This window comes from Winogradskyella damuponensis (assembly GCF_039538385.1).
Lineage (GTDB): Bacteria > Bacteroidota > Bacteroidia > Flavobacteriales > Flavobacteriaceae > Winogradskyella > Winogradskyella damuponensis.
The window spans coordinates 167,424-184,208 of record NZ_BAABCB010000015.1 but is presented as its reverse complement, the minus strand read 5'-3'; the positions used below and the strand labels follow the sequence as shown (position 1 = coordinate 184,208).

The following is a 16,785-nucleotide window of genomic DNA, read 5'->3' as shown; positions in this document are numbered from 1 at the left end:
AAACTATGAAGCACATTTTAGCCCTATTAATAATCATAGTATTTACAAGTTGTGCTGAAAAACAACATACAGCATCTGAGCAAATAAAAACATACTATAACGGCTATAAAAATTCGGATTACAAACTGATAAAAAAAGCATTAGCTGATAGTCTTACAACAGCCTTTGGCGACTATATCACAACGTATTCACAACAGAGTTATTACGAACAATTTAAATGGGACTCCATCTTTAAACCCGATTATGAATTAGTTGATTTAAGCTATGAGGATGGACAACTTGTTGCGACTGTTTCTATGCATTCTTTAAAACTTGAATTTTTAAAGAATAACCCAATGAGCTGTCGCTATCAGTTTCAATTTACAGCAGGAAAAATATCAAGAATCAAAGAACTAGATTGTAAGGATGTTAGTTGGACCGTATGGCAAAATGAAGTGAACGCTCTTGCCAATTGGATTAAACTTCATCATCCTGAAATGGATGGCTTTATTCACGATTTAAGTATGAAAGGTGCTCTAGATTATGTAAAAGCTATTGAATTATATAAAAACCGCGAGGTCGATTAATACTACAATTAGCTTTCCTGTCTTTATTCAAAACTTCAACTTTATTTCCCTTTAGCATTAATGTAATTTAGAACAGCTTCTTTAGTCGTATACCAATTACGCCCTTCTTTATGAGCATCTATTTTACCTTGACGTGCCAATAAACTGACATACTCTTGGCTATATGGCACCTCTGGTTCTTCAACAATATTAGAAATCGCTTGATAGTCTTTATCTGAACCCGGAATAGCACTCATGTATATATTTATTGAGCGCTCACAAGCCTGAGCCATTAATAACATGAGTTTACTATAATTTCCTTTATTAGCTTGATTTAAGGCTGCGTAATATTTAACTCTATCATTAGTAAGAATGATGGCTGGGGGAAAACCATAGCGCATCAATACTAAATTCATGGCAAGCCGAATGGCACGACCATTACCATCGAAAAATGGATGAATCCATACAAATTTATGATGAAAAACCGTGGCCAACTCAATAGGGTTTAGCCCTTGTGGATTTGTATTTATATAGTTTATTAATGTCTCTAAGTATTCTGAAACTTTACGAGCATTAGGAGGTATAAAATTAGCACCAGAAATACGAACAGCAGCGTTTCGTAAACGCCCTGCATAATCATCTTCTATAGAACGCAATACCAAACCATGAAGTTCTAAAATATCTTTAGCATTTAGAACATAATCATTCTTTACTAAAGAGTACAACTTGTGTATAGCCGTTTCGTGATTTTTAGCTTCAAAATGCTCTCGTAATGATTTTCCTTTTATGGTAATGCCTTCTAGTAATACCATTTGCGTTTCTCTTAAACTAAGCGTATTACCTTCTATACTGTTACTATTATAGGTCCACTCTATGAGAAGTGATTCTTTAATATTTTGTAATACAATATTGGGCAATGGCCTGGCTGCATTTAAAACCTTAACCTTGTCTAATAACCTACTAAATGTAGCCTCTAAATCCTTGCGATATGCTGTATTAACGTCCCACATATCACAAAGATACAACTTTTATCGGTTAGTTTCAAAAACACATCTATCCGATATTATTCTAACCAATTTTTAAAATCCTTAACACGTTCTCTAGCGACTATAATATCTTGCTCGCTAAAACGGTTGAGTTTTATTTGAAGTCGTGAGTTGGTGTAACTCACCATATCTTTTATAGCATTGATATTCACGTAGAACTTTCTACTGATTCTGAAGAATACATCAGGTTCTAAATCCGCTTCTAATTCATCTAAAGTGGAGTCTAAAAGGTAATTACGGCCTTCAGTTGTAAATGCATAAGTGCCTTTATTTTCACTGTAAATACATTCAATATCTTCAATATTAATAAGCTTTAAATGCTGACCAACTTTTACTGAAAACCGTTTTTTGTATTCACGCTCTATCGGATTCACCAATAAATTTTTAATATCATTAAAATCTAAGGTAACAGATTGTTTTTGAGGTAATCTGCCTTTGTATTTTTCAACAGCCGTTTTTAAGTCCTCATCATCAATGGGCTTTAATAAATAATCGATGCTATTAAGTTTGAAGGCCTGTAAAGCATATTCATCATAGGCCGTTGTAAAAATCACAGCCGATTTTATATCGATAGCTTCAAAGACTTCAAAAGACAAACCATCACTCAACTGAATATCTAAAAAAATCAAATCTGGATGCTCATTATTTTGAAACCATTCTATAGACTCTTCAACCGAATGTAACATGGTTTCAGCATTTAGATCTACAGCTTTTAGCATACGTTGTAATCGTCTTGCAGATGGTTTTTCGTCTTCTATTATGATTACATTCATGACTTAAAATTTATATATTTTGATTCTTAATTTTATAAAACGTGTTATTCCCAAAAGGTAGTTTTCTCTTCTTTTTCCTTTAGGAATTTTTCTGCTTTTTTATCTTCCCAACTTTTCTTAAAGATGTGTTTGCCTTTAAAAACATTTAATCCATGCACAACTATAAAAACCGTCCATGCGACTATTACACTGAGGTTTAAGCTGATGATATTATTTTTGTAGGGGCCAGCAACAATATATAAATTAAATAGAAGAAGCCCTACTCCAACGATGTATCCTGCTAAGTGGATATAGAAAATTTTAATTTTCCTCACCTTATCTTTTGCTTTTCTAAATTGCTCTTTTTCTTCGTTATGCATTTGTATAATTTTACTCTTCACTCTTCACTCTTCAATTTTCACTCTTAACTAAATTTATTCCCAATTCTGCTCCTCTTTTTTCATAAATTCTTCAATTTTTCGTTTTTCCCAATTCTTTCCAAAGAGGAAATTGGTACCAAAAACACCTAGAAAATGAAAAGCTAATCCAATTCCCCAGAAAAATGCGGTAGCATAAGGACCAAAGCCTGAAAATCCTTCGCTAGAATTAACGGCTATTAAAATTATTAAAAACAAATTCACGATAATATATACTGCCAAATGCCAGTAAAAACCAACGATAGCATCTACTTTTTTCTTGGCTCTTAAATACGCTTCTTCTTTTCTAAAATCTGTGGCATCATTATGCTCGTCATAGGATTCAATATTATATTTCTCCATTACTCGTAATTTTTATCTTGTTGCAATTCTTCATTCATATATTGTTGTATTTTTCGCTCTTCCCAGTCGTCACCAACTATAAGAGGCAGACCAAACACAGAAAAAGCATGTATAACAATTACTAATCCCCAGACTAGCCATGAAGCCACAGTAGAAAAATCAAAAAAGGCCTCTTCAAATGTTTCTCCCATATTCATATTACTCATCACCTTTACTACAGTAATAATGGTGTTAATTATAAAGTATACACCAAGATGTGTATAAAAACGCTTTAGTTTTTCAACCTTATTCTTGGCTTTTCTAAAATTTGATTTGTTAATATCCATAATTGTATCATTTATTTCCAACGTCTGGTGTCTTCTTCCTTACGCATATACTCTTCTATTTTTCGTTTTTCCCATCCTGCGCCAAGCGCTCCATCATCTACAAATACTCTATACGCCTGAAACACTAAACTCAATCCCCAACCAAAAGCAGGGAACCAAAACCATTGGATGGTCATATAAGAATACTTATACCATATAAATACTAAAAAGGGGATAACAAATACATAAGATATTAAACTGTAATAAAAGGCTTTTAATTCCTCTACACGCTTACGTGCTCTTACATAATCGTCGTTAAGACGCTCTTGTGATCTTTGTGCTGTTCTCATGATTGATACTTGTTTTGTGAGCATAGGAATTGCGACAGCAAAATCCTTTTCTCGTTGATTGATGTGTACTTTTTTATTTGTAAGTAATTGGTAACGTTGTTTTATATTTTCTAATCCAACTCCACTACTCTTTTTTACAATTTGTTTCGGCTGAAGATTGTTCATCACCACTAAATAATTATCATCTTCATATATTTTAACATGCAAGGGTTTACTCGATGTTACCATATTATGCTTTACCGCATTTTCTAAAAGCAACTGTAGCGATAAGGGCACCACTTTACTTTCTGGATTTGACGCTTTATCCGGAATCTCAAAAATGATACTATCCTCAAAGCGCATTTTTAAAAGCGACATGTAGGTTCTGGCAAAATTTAACTCTTCATCTACAGTGACTAACTCTTTGCTTTTCTGCTCTAAAACGTAACGATATACTTTAGATAATGAGGTCGTGAATTTTTGAGCATTCTCTGGGTTTTCCTCAATTAAACTCGTTAAAACATTTAAACTGTTAAACAAAAAATGCGGATCTAACTGATTCTTTAAAGCGTCGAACTTGGCACTTGCCGTACCAGCAATTACTTTTTGTTCTTTTATCTTATTTTTTTGATAGCGATTATAGAAATAAACCACATGAAAAACAGAAACAATACTCAATGTTATCCAGATACCAAACGAGTAGGCTTTCCAGGATTCCTTTTCCATAAACACATTAAAGTCTGTTCCATAATAAAACACTGCTGTTCCTGCTCGTAAAAGAAAGAGACCTACTAAAGTGATGACTGTACTCCCTATAATACCTATAAGTATACGTTTAATATAATCTCCTTTATCCCAAGTTCGGCTTTCCATATAATCGAAAAACGCCATATTTGAATACCCTAAAACAAAGGCGTAGAGTTGGTAAAATCCAAATTGAATACTGAAGTCATTAAATGAATCATACTCAAAACCATCAGATAAAAGATTACCTATTACAAATACCACACATCCAATGGCGAAGGTTAGAATTATTTTTTTTAATGACTTCATCATAATTTATTAGGCTTTACAATCTTTAGCAACAGCTACTGCGCGTTCTTTTCCCCAATTAGGGTGTAATTGACTCTCTGGCTTAAAGGTATTAAAAAGTTCAATGGATGCTTCTATGTCTTTACAATAAGGCGCTGTATCTTTTCCAAAATATTTTGCACTTCCCATAGCCCACTCTGCCTTACCTAAAGCTGCTCTTGGATTTGTAGGATCTAAAGCTGTAGCTTTATCATACAACTCCGCTATTTTAGCTCCGTATTTCATACCGTAGGTCATACCATCAAACGCCACCCAATTGGTAAAAACTTGAGCCTGTATAACCAGTAATTCTGTGTTATTTTCACTTTTTAACATAGCTGCATCTATATGTTGTTGTGCCTTATCTAATTGCGCTTTTAAAACTGTAGCATCTTTTTCTGTCCAACTTTTTAGGCTATTAATCTGAGCAATATAATAATCTGGCAACCACTCTTTAGGTTCTGCCTTAGCAATACGCTCAAACATATTTTCGGCTTCATCTATTTTATCTGATTGCCATAGATCAAAAGCTTTGGTCATGCCTTTTTCAAAATTGGTTTGTGCTTGAGTAAAGCCTGAAATTACAAGTAAAGCAATAAGTATTAAATGTTTCATATTAAAGTTTTATTGTTAGTGTTTTATCGTTTTTTAATTCAAATTTGGCGTCTGCCCATTTTGGTGGTCCCATAAAACCCGTTGCATTATTAGAACAACCGTAATCTTCTTTAGGAATGCCTAAAAAATTAGTATCCAATTTTCCATTATCATTTTCATCATGAAAAACAGAAACGGCATATGTGCCTTTAGGCATCCCTTCAAAAGTTACCGTACAGGTTTTATCTTCTATTTTACTCATAGCACCTTTATAAGACGTTTCTAAAAATCCATTTTCAGAATTATAAAGTGCTACAAACATTTTCCCTTTGTCATTATTGGCATTAGTTACGGTTACTGTAACCGAATAATTGTCTTGATCCTGTAACTGATAACTTAAAACGTTAAGCAAAAGAATGACTATGATTTTTACAAGTATATTCATGGTTTTGGTTTTGTTTGACACAAATATCTAATAGAAGTGCTGGTTTAAAAAACAGAAATAACCGAAATGTTATTTTTTAATGACGAATTGTAACTTTTTAAAAATTTATTTAAAAAACAGTAACTTACAGGTATAATTCTATACTCATACCTTATAACGACAATTAAAACCAACCAAAGCATGAAAAACCGCATATTTATTGTTGCGTTAACACTTGTTTCTACATTAGTGTTTTCACAAACCGACAAACGCCTTAAAGGCATAGAAAAACAATTTAACGCTGTTTTAGAAAGCACAAAAGCTCCAGGTTTTGCCGTAGCTATTGTAGAAGGAGATAAAATTATTTATGCCAAAGGTTTTGGTTATGCTGATTATGAAAATAAAATTCCCGCAGATGCCAACACACTTTTTGCCATTGGTTCTACCACAAAAGCATTTACATCTGCGCTTTTAGGATTGCATCGTGAGGACGACAAATTGACGTTTGACGATCGTCCGAGAAAACACATTCCTGAGTTAGAGTTTTACAATGATGAAATGAATAACACTATTATCATTAAAGATTTAATGCGTCATAGCACAGGTTTACCAAGACACGACGGTTCATGGTATTTTTTCCCAAGTCATAGTAAGGACAGTTTAGTAACCAAAATAAAATATCACGAACCTTTTACGGGAGTACGCGAACAGTGGTATTATAACAATTTTGGGTTTTTATTACAAGGGGTAATTACAGAAAGAATTACAGGAAAAACGTGGGAAGAAAATATTGAGAACGCATTTTTTAAGCCGTTAGGTATGGATCGTTCTAAAACCACCATTGCAGGTATGACATCTAGCGCTAATGCAGCTTTAGGCTACGAGTTAGATAAAGATAGAAACATCTCTAAAATGGATTATTACGATATTGCTGCGATGTCGCCTGCAGGAAGTATTAACAGTAGCGTAAATGACATGAGCAAATGGTTAATGACCTGGATTAACAACGGAAAATATAAAGGCGAGCAAATTATTCCTGAGAATTACGTAAAAGAAGCTATGAGTTCTCAAATGGTTGTGGCAGCAGGATTTCCTTCTAAAGAACTACCAGATGCACAATTCGCAAATTACGGTTACGGCTGGTTCTTACATTCGTATAAAGGTCATTATATGGTAGAACATGGTGGTAATATTGATGGTTTTTCGGCTAGCGTTGCTTTGTATCCTTCAGACAGTTTAGGTATTGTTGTTTTAGCCAATCAAAATGGCTCTCAAGTCCCTAAACTTATTAGAAATATTGCCGCTGATTATATGTTAAAAGTCAATAAGACCGAATGGGCAAAAAAGCACAAGGAAGATTTGGAAAAATCTTTAGAAGCGATGAAAGAAGCTAAAGACGATATGGGAACTTCTAATGTAAAAAACACCAAACCCTCACATACAAAATTAGACTACACAGGGACTTATGAGCAAAAAGGCTATGGTAAATTTGAAATAAAATTAGAAAACGACTCGCTATTTTCTCAATTGAATGGAAAAAAATTATTTTTAAATCATTTTCATTACGATACGTTTGAATTTCTCGATGTTAAAAACGGAAAAGTAGACACCACAGATATTGGTAATTCGGTTAAAATAAACTTTAGTACCAATATTGCAGGAGATATAGATTATGGCCGTATAGATATTGAAGGCTTAGTAGATCCTATAGCATTTAAACGCTCACCAAACACTATAGATGTAGATGCAAAAACCTTAGAGCAGTATGTTGGTAATTTTGATTTAATGGGTACCGAAATAAAAGCCTATATTAAAGATAAAAATGTACTTTATGTTTTTATTAAAGGCCAGCCAGAATATGCCTTAATCCCAACAGCTACACACAAATTTAACTTTAAAACACTTGAAGGCTTTAAAGTTGAGTTTATAGAAAGTGAAGATAAAAGCATTAATGAAGTAAAATTTATTCAGCCTAATGGTACATTTGTCGCCAAACGAAAACTAAAAGAGTAATGCATACGTAACTTTACGTATATAAAACTTAAAGTTATTCCGTAATTTTATTAACGGATAAATTAACCTAAAATTTCTTTTATCCCGAAATTAACATGGGATGTCGGTGATAAAAATTACTATATAACTAGTTGGCTACAATATCAAAACAAAACGCAATCGAAATGAAAAAAATATTACATAAAATTTTCCTTATACTAATCGGAATTGTTTTAATCGGAAAAATATCGAATTGGTTTCTGAATTATAGCGACGAAACGAATCAAATTATTAACACTGGAATGTTTACTCTAATCGGAATTGCATACTTGGTTGGAGGTTTTGTTTGGAATAAAAAACTGATTAATATAATTTTTATAGTTTGTGGAATATATTTAATTGGAATGAATTTTATTGGAGATTTCGCACTAAAATCAATAATCGGAATTGTATGTATTTTAACACCAATGTTGACTGCACGATTTTTACCTGAAGAAACTGATGAAAAAGAATTGGCTGAAAATTAAAAATACTGTAGCCAACAATGTATAAAAATAATTGCGGTTTAGTGCTTAATCAAAGGTCGTTTCGTGTTTGTAACGTCTGATTTTCCTTCGGAAAATCCTCGCATACAAACCCGCAACTATCCTTATACATAAACGTTAGCAAAAATATAACCCAGAATGAAAATTAGAATATTAACATTATTAATTGGAATATCATTAAATAGCTTTGCTCAAGACCAAATATTATTTGATAATATATGGATATTACAGGATTTGGTCATAGATAGCGATAGTCATCTACCACCAAATAATGAAGAAATTACATACGTGACTTTAGATTTTGATTCCTATGTCTATGAATCAATCGAATATTTTAATTTATTTGGAACAACTTGTGAATCTATTGGTGGATTAATAGAATTCAATAATACTAGTAACAATTTTTCGTTCTCGGATGGTCCATACGAATCACTTGGAGGAGGATGTTTGCAGTCAGAAAATTCTATCTATGAAGGCATTTATTTTGACTTCTTTTATGAGAATTATAATAATGGAAACACATTCGACTATTCCATTACTGCAAATGGTGATGAAAGTATGACCTTAATTATAACGTCATTTAATGGTAATCAAGCTATTTATGGTTCTGAGGTTTTGTCGATTGGAAATAATGAAAAAAAGGATATTTCTTTATTTTACAATGCACAGAATAGTTCGGTTGAAATAGATTCTAAAAAACCTTTTGAATATATCTCAATCCAAATTTTCAATTCTCTTGGCAAGCAAGTTTTATACCTGTATGAAAACAATGAAGACAAAATTAGTATTAATATACAAGATTTGACTGATGGAATATATTTCGTTTCATTACAAAATGAGATAGGTCAAATTATAAGAAAAAAAATAATAAAATACTGATATGAAATTTTAGTTAAAATACTTTTGCTAACAAAGAACTGAGTAAAAAAACAAGTAACTTTAAGCTAATTTTGAAACATAGTTTTCATCATAAGGCAATCCGCTTTTTGCAATAGCAAAGGCCTGTTCTAGCAACTTATTCGCTACCGCTATTAATGCTAATTTTGCACGCTTTCCTTTAGCTACAATTCTATCATATAAGGCTTTGCAGCCTCGGTTATATTTATAGGCTGAAAAGGCTGCTAAAAACACAAGAATACCATAAATTTTTCTATCTTTAGTCATAACAACTTGAAATTTGGAAAGAACAACATTACTCATATTTCAACAACTTGAAAACGAGATCTAGGTCTCACAGAACTGAACGAAGTTTAAGTAGTAAAAGAGAGAGGATTATCAATGTTGTCGAAGTCTAATGCTTCACCGTGTATAGTAACCTTAATGCTCTCTTTTGTCTTTTCTGATTTATCCTTAAATTTAATGAATTGTAAACTTAAGACGTGTAAGCGCAATAACGGCTGGCAAACATATAAGAAATGACGAAAATCAGATATACAAAAGAGAGATTAAGAAGTAATTCAAGAATGGGAATATTCTTTGTAGCAATCGGAATTATTCTCGTTTTGATATCTTTTATTACTTCAGAATGGAAAGAAATTTCACTCGCATCTATCGGAATTGGACAAATAGGAGCTGGAATTTTTATGTTTATAATTTATTACTTTGAAAACAAAAAACAATATCTAACTCTGAAAAACGGAGAATTAATAAAAAACAGTCTATTTCCAAAAAAAATAAAACTAGCCGAAATAAAATCTATAAAGGAATTTGCTGGAGATTTAAAACTGATTACACAAAACACGGAATTTATAATTGATACTCAAATTGTTGAACCAAATTCTCTTGAGGAATTGAAAAATGAATTGAAAAATTATAATCTGAAATAAAAAACGCACTACAACAATATGTATTAAGTAATAGCGGTTTAAGTGATAAAACGAAAGTATAAACATAAAATAAAGGTTCGTGCAAAACTGAAAAGTTATTGAGTATAAATTCGCTACTACTCATACACGAGACCGTTAGCAGCAATTACTTACTCAATTCCTGAAAATATGAAATTTGAAAAGCTATCTACAAAAAACGTGAAAAACGAATGAAAACTAAAAGTATTTTTTTGTGTTTATTAGTTTCTCTTTTTTTATTCTCTTGTAACAATGAAGAAGAAATTAATCTTGGAAACAATTTCTATTACATTCCATTTCAAGAAATAGTTTTCGATGTAACAACTTTTAGCGGAAATGGAATTTATCGACTTGAGAATAATGAAAAAATTCCTGTTGTCCTATCTGATATTGATAACTATGAATATAATTCTGATTTCATTGTTGTAAAACAGAACTTCGACATCGAACAGACTTCTCGCTTAATTGAAAATATGATGTTTTTGCCTAAAACATACTTCACGTATGACAAAAAATATCTTGACCTAAATGAGAACTATTTAGCGAAATTAGACGAATCGGAAAATAATAGTATTTATTCTAAAAAATTCACAAGCGAACTTATAGAAAATACTTCATCGATTCAAAAAATGAAAGCGAATAAGGAAAATTATTATATCATCGAGAAAAAAGAATTTAAAATTAATGGACCATTAAGCAAAAGTGAATTTAAAGAAATGAAAAAGAACCTTGATATAAATTTAAAGGTTTGAATAAAAAACAACTGCTAACACCATATATAATTTATTGACAGTTCTAGCCTACTTACAAAAACCCTCGCAAAATATTCTATTCGGTTTTTATTTGCTAAATTAGTTGCTTAACCACGCCACACTCAAGCGCAGCGAACAGATGAAGAAAACCATACACAACACGTTGAGCTTCATTACGACTAACCAATAACCAATGATAAAATTCTTCAGAAAAATTCGCCAAAACTTACTCAGGGAAAACAAAACTGGAAAGTATTTTAAATATGCAATCGGAGAAATAATACTTGTAGTAATTGGGATTTTAATTGCGCTTCAAATAAATAATTGGAATGAAAATAGAAACGAAAAGAAATCTTTAAAAATTCTTACAGAAAATCTACACAATGAGTTTGCAACCAATTTAAAAGAGTTAGAAACAGATTTAATTCGCATCAAAAGAAAAATTTCAGCAGGTAACGAATTACTAACTTATTTTGGAAAGGAAAAAATTGATTTTCCCGAATTTAATATTGATAGTCTTTTATTTGAAGCTATTGAGATACCAACCTGGAACCCAAGTACATTTACTTTAAATGAAATTAAAAATTCAGGAAAATTATCTGACATTAAAGACGTAAAACTAAAGGGGTTGTTATATAAGTGGGAAAGGCTTTATGAAGACATACTAGAATGGCAACATGCACTAGAAATATCAAATGAAGGTCCATTAAATATTATTAAGACAAAAGGCTCAATAGTGAACGTTGACTTTTATAAAGACACTACTCGAAATTCTAAATTTGATATTAATAATTTAGATTTATTACAAGAAGTTCAGTTTGAAAATGAAATAGAAAACAATATCTTCAATGCGCGTTCATTAGAAAAAAAATATAGAGAAGCAAAGATTTTATTAACTAAAATTACTGATCTCTCAATAAGTGAAACTATGAAATAACGAAAGCACAAAACCGTTCTACGCAATTTGCCAAGCCAATGAAAATCATATTTAACGACAGCGTAATTGATAATAAAATAGTCGAACCTGACTATGAATCTGAATTTAATTCTGCGAAAGAAAACGGATTTGAAACTGAAGTATTCAGCTTTGAAGAAATAGAAGATGGAAATATAAAAAATGCTCTGAAATACATTAAAACTTGTGAAAAAATAGAATTAGGTATTTATCGTGGATGGATGATGACACCAAAAATTTACGAACAGTTTTACAATGGACTTTTAAAAAAGAATATTCAGTTGATTAACAATCCAAAGGAATACAAACATTGTCATTACTTACCAGAATCTTATGACAAAATAATTGACGAAACGCCAAAATCGAATTGGACTAAAGACATTTCCGAAAACAGTATTTTAGAATTATCAAATGAATTTAGAAATAAGCCAATAATTGTAAAAGATTATGTAAAATCGGAAAAACATAATTGGAATGACGCTTGTTTTATACCAAACGCATCTAAAAAAAACATAGTTCAAGAAATAGTCAACCGATTTATTGAATTACGAGGAGAATATTTGAACGAGGGAATTGTATTCAGAGAGTATATAGAATTAGAATTTCTAACTGAACACTCTAAAAGCAAAATGCCATTAACTAAAGAGTTTAGAATTGTTTTCTTAAATAAAAAAGTGGTTCAAATTTTCAATTATTGGGACGAGGGCAATTATGATTCTGAAAAACCAAATATTGATTTTTTCCAAAAAATTGCTTCGAGAATAGAAAGTAATTTCTTTACAATGGACGTCGCAAAAAAGAAAAATGGAGGTTGGATAATAATGGAATTGGGAGATGGACAAGTTGCTGGACTTCCAGACAATGCAAATAGAAATAATTATTATTACGAATTGAAAAAAAATTGCGTAGAACACCGTGTATAATTCATTACTAGTAATCGCCTACTCACAAAAACCCTTGCAGATTTTTGCTACGCACAGTTCGCTACGCTCGTGTCTATTTGGTTTGTATTTACTAAATTAGAAGCTTAAATACCTTAGTAAATACAATTTTCATTGGAAGTGAGCCTACAATTCTAGCCATTTCTGATGATGAACAATTTATATATAGCAGATTTAGTGGTTCATCAACTATCAGAAGGTTTGAAGTTTAAAACAATAATTAAAAAATTATTAAAAAAATAGTAGAGAATATAAAAGTTAGAAAACTGACTCATAATCACTGGCAAACATATACAGATATTGTAATTAATGCGCCAGTTGAAACCGTATGGAAAGTTTTAACCGATTGGAATAATATTTCAAAATGGAGCAGCACCCTTGTAGGTATTAATGGGAACATTCATCACAAAGGAAAAGTCATTATTTCCTATTTAGTAGATGGAAAAACATTTGACACTCCACATGTTTTTATTTATGAAGAAATGGTGGAATTTGGTTGGTCTGATTCGATGGAAGGTAGTTTTAAAGGATTGACTGACAATCATAGATTCAGAGTAGAGAAAATATCTAATAACCAAACACGTTTTATACAATCTGATGATTTTAATGGATTAGGAAACAAAGACATGTCTGCCAAAAAAGTCGCAAATTTAACGGTCAAATTCTTCCCTACATTTAATCGAGAATTAAAAGATCAAGTTGAAAATAAAAAAACAGCTACAACACCTTATAATTAAGTTTCCTAAACACGCTACAACCAAACCTAGCAAACAGGTAAAACAAACCATATAAATTCTATCTTTACAATAGGTACAAAAAACAGTAAAATGAAATCATATTTAACCGCATTAATCGGACTGGTATTATCGAGTTGCTCAAATGGACAATCAACAATAGCTAAAAATGGAATGGAAATGTCTACTGACGAAATTACTAAAGAGCAATCTGAACTCATTTATAAAAACACTAAATCATTTCCAAAGAACACACAACTTTCTATTGCGCTGATAAAAAATGGCAAAATTGATTTTATTGGAGTCGAAAATAGAAATGACACAATTCAATTAATTGAAAACTACAAGGATGTTTTTGAAATAGGCTCTATAACTAAAGTGTTTACGGCAACTCTACTTTCAAATTTTGTTACAGACCAAAAATTAAAGTTAGAAGATAATATTCAAGATTATTTAGACTTTAAAATTAATACCGATAAAACAATAACCTTTAAGGCACTTGCTAATCATACGTCTGGACTTCCAAGATTACCTTCCAACCTACACCTTTTATTAGTAGACCAAGACAATCCTTATAAAGATTACGATAAAGAGAAACTAACGGATTATTTAACCAGCAAAATTAAATTAAATCAAGATCCAGGAATTAAGTACGAATATTCTAATCTTGGCGCAGGAATTTTAGGGTTTGAGTTAGCAATAATTTCTAATACTTCTTATGAAAACTTACTGCAAGAGAAACTATTTGAAAAATATAAAATGACAAACTCTACAAGTAAAAAGGAAAACATAACATCTAACTTGGTTAAAGGCTTAAAGCCTAACGGAAAAACAACCGCAAATTGGGATTTTGATGCTTTAGCTGGTGGTGGAGCCATTTTTTCAACCGTAGAAGATTTATCTAAATTTGCTTTAGCTCAATTTAATGATAACAATAACGAATTAACTCTTACACAAAAGCCAACATTTAAAGTCAATAAAAATATGAGCATTGGACTAGGCTGGCATATTCTAAAAAGGAAAAATGGTCGTGAACTCATTTGGCATAATGGCGGAACTGGTGGGTATAGCTCTTCAATGGCTTTAGATATAGAAAATAGAAATGGAATAATCATTTTATCTAATGTTTCAGCATATAACAAAGAGATGGGAAATATTGACCAATTATGCTTTGGACTAATAAAAACATTGGATGACAAATAACAACACACCTACCACCATCAATAATACTCTATAAACGCGACTATTCTATACAGGTTAAATTAAACAAAAAAAGACCATCTTTAAAAGACGGTCTTTTTCAATATTATAATCATGTTTTAATTTAAAACATATCTCTTCCTGCAAAATGAAAAGCACTTTCAATAGCTGCATTCTCATCACTATCACTTCCGTGAACAGCATTTTCTCCAATAGAAGCTGCATATAATTTACGGATAGTTCCTTCAGCTGCATCAGCAGGATTAGTAGCACCAATTAAAGTTCTAAAATCTTCAACTGCGTTATCTTTTTCTAAAACAGCAGCAACGATTGGTCCTCGAGTCATATATTCTACTAACTCTCCAAAAAATGGACGTTCGTTGTGTATTGCGTAAAATTCTTCAGCATCTGCTGTAGTCATTTGTGTTAATTTCATTGCTACGATTCTAAATCCTGAAGCTGAAATTTTCTCTAATATTGCGCCAATGTGTCCTTTTTCAACAGCATCAGGCTTTAACATTGTAAATGTTCTGTTAGTTGCCATGTATTTTTTTTTAATGAAGTGCAAAAGTAATGTATTTCTTTAATTAATCAAGTGCTGTTATTATTAAATATATGTTACCATATAACTAAATGTCTGTTTGCTTTTTTTCTAAAAATCAGCCCCAATACAAGTAACTTTTAAGGCGTACATATTATAAAGACATACCAATACAACGTCTAATACTAAAAAGCATTTTCAAAATTAAAAATCATTCAAAAAACCCACTCGTTATAACAAATCATCAAAAATGAAGAGCCTCTACCCTCTATTTTAATAAAACTATACTTTATAAAATTTCGTATCTAGAGCCATTAAAAAACATAATCAAGTTATTAATTTCATATTAAAAGTACACATCAAAATATCTAAAAAATGTATCTTCGCAACTTATGAATAACACACAGATTACCAAAATAAAAGCGCTTTTAAGCACACCTAAAAACATCGTTATTGTTCCTCATAGAAATCCAGATGGTGATGCTATGGGTTCTACTTTGGCATTGTATCATTATTTAAAACTTCATAATCATGATGCCACAGTTATTGCACCTAACGATTATCCCGATTTTTTAAAGTGGTTACCTGGAGATGATACCGTTTTAAAATTTGAATCACAACAAGCAGAAAGCAACCTTCTTATTGATAAGGCTGACATCATTTTTACCTTAGATTTTAATGCTTTTCATAGAGCTGGTCATCAAATGGCTGACGTTTTAGAAAAATCCTCAGCAATTAAAATAATGATAGATCACCACCAGCAACCAGATGATTATGCTACATTTATGTATTCTGATGTAAACATGTCTTCAACTTGTGAAATGGTCTATAATTTCATTGAAATGCTTAGTGATACTGACAAAATAAACGCTACTATTGCAACATGTTTGTATGTTGGGATCATGACAGACACAGGCTCTTTCCGCTTTCCTGCAACCACAAGTAAAACACATGCTGTTATTGGACATTTAATAGATAAAGGTGCCGATAATTCTCAAATACACAATAATATATACGACACTAATAGCTATAGTCGTTTACAATTATTAGGAAGAGCAATGCAAAACCTAAAAGTCATTCCAGAATTACGAACAGCTTACATCACCTTATCTCAGGCCGAGTTAGACGAATTTAACTTTAAAAAGGGAGATACTGAAGGCTTTGTGAATTATGCATTATCCTTAAAAGGAATTATATTTGCGGCCATTTTTATTGAAAACAAACAAGACAATATCATAAAGATATCCTTACGTAGTAAAGGTGATTTTTCAGTAAATGAATTTTCGAGAGCATATTTTAATGGAGGCGGTCATACAAATGCAGCAGGAGGACGCAGTGAAGACGATATGCAAACCACCATAAATAAATTTATTAGTATATTACCACAATATAAACAAGATTTGTCCTAAGCCCATAACGGACAATAAATTAATTAA

General features: G+C 31.5%; 20 protein-coding genes and 1 pseudogene. 11 read left to right on the top strand and 10 right to left on the bottom strand.

The annotated features are described in order from the left end of the window. Positions 1-5: 5 nt before the first annotated feature. The gene (locus ABD730_RS06615; protein ID WP_344713435.1) at positions 6-566 is read left to right on the top strand and encodes a hypothetical protein; all 561 of its coding nucleotides are present in this window, start codon (positions 6-8) and stop codon (positions 564-566) included. 41 nt (positions 567-607) lie between these two features. On the opposite strand, the gene ABD730_RS06610 is transcribed toward ABD730_RS06615, so the two are convergent. The 8 genes from ABD730_RS06610 to ABD730_RS06575 are packed head-to-tail and all read right to left on the bottom strand — an operon-like array spanning position 608 to position 5,866. Beyond that, positions 608-1,555 (bottom strand): Fic family protein, encoded by a 948-nt coding sequence (locus ABD730_RS06610; protein WP_344713433.1) that lies wholly within the window; start codon positions 1,553-1,555, stop codon positions 608-610. 53 nt (positions 1,556-1,608) lie between these two features. Further along, a complete protein-coding gene (locus ABD730_RS06605) occupies positions 1,609-2,364 on the bottom strand; it encodes a LytR/AlgR family response regulator transcription factor (RefSeq protein ID WP_344713431.1) in 756 nt (251 codons plus the stop codon). Positions 2,365-2,408: 44 nt separating this feature from the next. Continuing rightward, on the bottom strand, positions 2,409-2,723 hold the full coding sequence (locus tag ABD730_RS06600; RefSeq protein WP_334467196.1) for a 2TM domain-containing protein: 315 nt from the start codon (positions 2,721-2,723) through the stop codon (positions 2,409-2,411). Positions 2,724-2,777: 54 nt separating this feature from the next. Beyond that, entirely contained in the window at positions 2,778-3,122 is a 345-nt protein-coding gene (locus ABD730_RS06595) for a 2TM domain-containing protein (RefSeq protein WP_344713429.1), read from the bottom strand. Continuing rightward, positions 3,122-3,448, bottom strand: a complete 327-nt coding sequence (locus tag ABD730_RS06590; protein WP_334467194.1) for a 2TM domain-containing protein — start codon at positions 3,446-3,448, stop codon at positions 3,122-3,124. Before ABD730_RS06590 ends, ABD730_RS06595 begins: the two co-directional genes overlap by 1 nt. 11 nt (positions 3,449-3,459) lie before the next feature. Then, positions 3,460-4,812 carry a histidine kinase gene (locus tag ABD730_RS06585; protein ID WP_334467193.1) on the bottom strand — a complete coding sequence of 451 codons (1,353 nt, stop codon included), beginning with the start codon at positions 4,810-4,812 and terminating at the stop codon, positions 3,460-3,462. Between the two features lie 6 nt (positions 4,813-4,818). Continuing rightward, entirely contained in the window at positions 4,819-5,442 is a 624-nt protein-coding gene (locus tag ABD730_RS06580) for a hypothetical protein (RefSeq protein ID WP_344713426.1), read from the bottom strand. A 1-nt stretch (position 5,443) separates the two neighbouring features. Continuing rightward, complete coding sequence (locus ABD730_RS06575; RefSeq protein WP_334467190.1) at positions 5,444-5,866, bottom strand: DUF2141 domain-containing protein; 423 nt, start codon at positions 5,864-5,866, stop codon at positions 5,444-5,446. Positions 5,867-6,046: 180 nt separating this feature from the next. On the opposite strand from ABD730_RS06575, the gene ABD730_RS06570 reads away from it, so the two are divergent. The 3 genes from ABD730_RS06570 (at position 6,047) to ABD730_RS06560 (ending at position 9,261) form a co-directional block, all read left to right on the top strand. Continuing rightward, positions 6,047-7,858 carry a serine hydrolase gene (locus ABD730_RS06570; RefSeq protein WP_344713423.1) on the top strand — a complete coding sequence of 604 codons (1,812 nt, stop codon included), beginning with the start codon at positions 6,047-6,049 and terminating at the stop codon, positions 7,856-7,858. 164 nt (positions 7,859-8,022) lie between these two features. Beyond that, positions 8,023-8,364: a hypothetical protein gene (locus ABD730_RS06565; protein ID WP_344713421.1), complete on the top strand. Its 342-nt coding sequence runs from the start codon at positions 8,023-8,025 to the stop codon at positions 8,362-8,364. 156 nt (positions 8,365-8,520) lie between these two features. Beyond that, the gene (locus tag ABD730_RS06560; RefSeq protein WP_334467183.1) at positions 8,521-9,261 is read left to right on the top strand and encodes a T9SS type A sorting domain-containing protein; all 741 of its coding nucleotides are present in this window, start codon (positions 8,521-8,523) and stop codon (positions 9,259-9,261) included. Positions 9,262-9,321: 60 nt separating this feature from the next. On the opposite strand, the pseudogene ABD730_RS06555 reads toward ABD730_RS06560, so the two are convergent. After that, positions 9,322-9,516: pseudogene (locus ABD730_RS06555) on the bottom strand (IS110 family transposase); the annotation flags it as partial. 281 nt (positions 9,517-9,797) lie between these two features. Between ABD730_RS06555 and ABD730_RS06550 the strand changes: the two are divergent. The 6 genes from ABD730_RS06550 to ABD730_RS06525 all read left to right on the top strand — a co-directional run bounded on the left by ABD730_RS06550 (position 9,798) and on the right by ABD730_RS06525 (position 14,811). Further along, complete coding sequence (locus tag ABD730_RS06550; protein ID WP_334467178.1) at positions 9,798-10,208, top strand: hypothetical protein; 411 nt, start codon at positions 9,798-9,800, stop codon at positions 10,206-10,208. 209 nt (positions 10,209-10,417) lie between these two features. Beyond that, positions 10,418-10,978, top strand: a complete 561-nt coding sequence (locus ABD730_RS06545; RefSeq protein ID WP_344713419.1) for a hypothetical protein — start codon at positions 10,418-10,420, stop codon at positions 10,976-10,978. Between the two features lie 193 nt (positions 10,979-11,171). Continuing rightward, a complete protein-coding gene (locus ABD730_RS06540) occupies positions 11,172-11,915 on the top strand; it encodes a DUF6090 family protein (RefSeq protein WP_344713417.1) in 744 nt (247 codons plus the stop codon). Between the two features lie 38 nt (positions 11,916-11,953). Further along, positions 11,954-12,856: an ATP-grasp domain-containing protein gene (locus ABD730_RS06535; protein ID WP_334467172.1), complete on the top strand. Its 903-nt coding sequence runs from the start codon at positions 11,954-11,956 to the stop codon at positions 12,854-12,856. 245 nt (positions 12,857-13,101) lie between these two features. Beyond that, on the top strand, positions 13,102-13,611 hold the full coding sequence (locus tag ABD730_RS06530) for an SRPBCC domain-containing protein (RefSeq protein WP_344713777.1): 510 nt from the start codon (positions 13,102-13,104) through the stop codon (positions 13,609-13,611). A gap of 90 nt (positions 13,612-13,701) precedes the next feature. Further along, positions 13,702-14,811 carry a serine hydrolase domain-containing protein gene (locus tag ABD730_RS06525; protein WP_334467170.1) on the top strand — a complete coding sequence of 370 codons (1,110 nt, stop codon included), beginning with the start codon at positions 13,702-13,704 and terminating at the stop codon, positions 14,809-14,811. A gap of 121 nt (positions 14,812-14,932) precedes the next feature. On the opposite strand, the gene ABD730_RS06520 is transcribed toward ABD730_RS06525, so the two are convergent. Continuing rightward, on the bottom strand, positions 14,933-15,352 hold the full coding sequence (locus tag ABD730_RS06520) for a nucleoside-diphosphate kinase (protein WP_092444097.1): 420 nt from the start codon (positions 15,350-15,352) through the stop codon (positions 14,933-14,935). A 389-nt stretch (positions 15,353-15,741) separates the two neighbouring features. On the opposite strand from ABD730_RS06520, the gene ABD730_RS06515 reads away from it, so the two are divergent. Further along, positions 15,742-16,758, top strand: coding sequence for a DHH family phosphoesterase (locus ABD730_RS06515; protein ID WP_334467163.1), 1,017 nt, complete (start codon positions 15,742-15,744; stop codon positions 16,756-16,758). Positions 16,759-16,785: the final 27 nt, after the last annotated feature.

Excerpts from the sequence above, each read along its gene's own strand:
- ABD730_RS06615 (WP_344713435.1), top strand. The coding sequence starts at position 6 with ATGAAGCACATTTTAGCCCTATTAATAATCATAGTATTTACAAGTTGT.
- ABD730_RS06610 (WP_344713433.1), bottom strand. The coding sequence starts at position 1,555 with ATGTGGGACGTTAATACAGCATATCGCAAGGATTTAGAGGCTACATTT.
- ABD730_RS06605 (WP_344713431.1), bottom strand. The coding sequence starts at position 2,364 with ATGAATGTAATCATAATAGAAGACGAAAAACCATCTGCAAGACGATTA.
- ABD730_RS06600 (WP_334467196.1), bottom strand. The coding sequence starts at position 2,723 with ATGCATAACGAAGAAAAAGAGCAATTTAGAAAAGCAAAAGATAAGGTG.
- ABD730_RS06595 (WP_344713429.1), bottom strand. The coding sequence starts at position 3,122 with ATGGAGAAATATAATATTGAATCCTATGACGAGCATAATGATGCCACA.
- ABD730_RS06590 (WP_334467194.1), bottom strand. The coding sequence starts at position 3,448 with ATGGATATTAACAAATCAAATTTTAGAAAAGCCAAGAATAAGGTTGAA.
- ABD730_RS06585 (WP_334467193.1), bottom strand. The coding sequence starts at position 4,812 with ATGATGAAGTCATTAAAAAAAATAATTCTAACCTTCGCCATTGGATGT.
- ABD730_RS06580 (WP_344713426.1), bottom strand. The coding sequence starts at position 5,442 with ATGAAACATTTAATACTTATTGCTTTACTTGTAATTTCAGGCTTTACT.
- ABD730_RS06575 (WP_334467190.1), bottom strand. The coding sequence starts at position 5,866 with ATGAATATACTTGTAAAAATCATAGTCATTCTTTTGCTTAACGTTTTA.
- ABD730_RS06570 (WP_344713423.1), top strand. The coding sequence starts at position 6,047 with ATGAAAAACCGCATATTTATTGTTGCGTTAACACTTGTTTCTACATTA.
- ABD730_RS06565 (WP_344713421.1), top strand. The coding sequence starts at position 8,023 with ATGAAAAAAATATTACATAAAATTTTCCTTATACTAATCGGAATTGTT.
- ABD730_RS06560 (WP_334467183.1), top strand. The coding sequence starts at position 8,521 with ATGAAAATTAGAATATTAACATTATTAATTGGAATATCATTAAATAGC.
- ABD730_RS06550 (WP_334467178.1), top strand. The coding sequence starts at position 9,798 with ATGACGAAAATCAGATATACAAAAGAGAGATTAAGAAGTAATTCAAGA.
- ABD730_RS06545 (WP_344713419.1), top strand. The coding sequence starts at position 10,418 with ATGAAAACTAAAAGTATTTTTTTGTGTTTATTAGTTTCTCTTTTTTTA.
- ABD730_RS06540 (WP_344713417.1), top strand. The coding sequence starts at position 11,172 with ATGATAAAATTCTTCAGAAAAATTCGCCAAAACTTACTCAGGGAAAAC.
- ABD730_RS06535 (WP_334467172.1), top strand. The coding sequence starts at position 11,954 with ATGAAAATCATATTTAACGACAGCGTAATTGATAATAAAATAGTCGAA.
- ABD730_RS06525 (WP_334467170.1), top strand. The coding sequence starts at position 13,702 with ATGAAATCATATTTAACCGCATTAATCGGACTGGTATTATCGAGTTGC.
- ABD730_RS06520 (WP_092444097.1), bottom strand. The coding sequence starts at position 15,352 with ATGGCAACTAACAGAACATTTACAATGTTAAAGCCTGATGCTGTTGAA.
- ABD730_RS06515 (WP_334467163.1), top strand. The coding sequence starts at position 15,742 with ATGAATAACACACAGATTACCAAAATAAAAGCGCTTTTAAGCACACCT.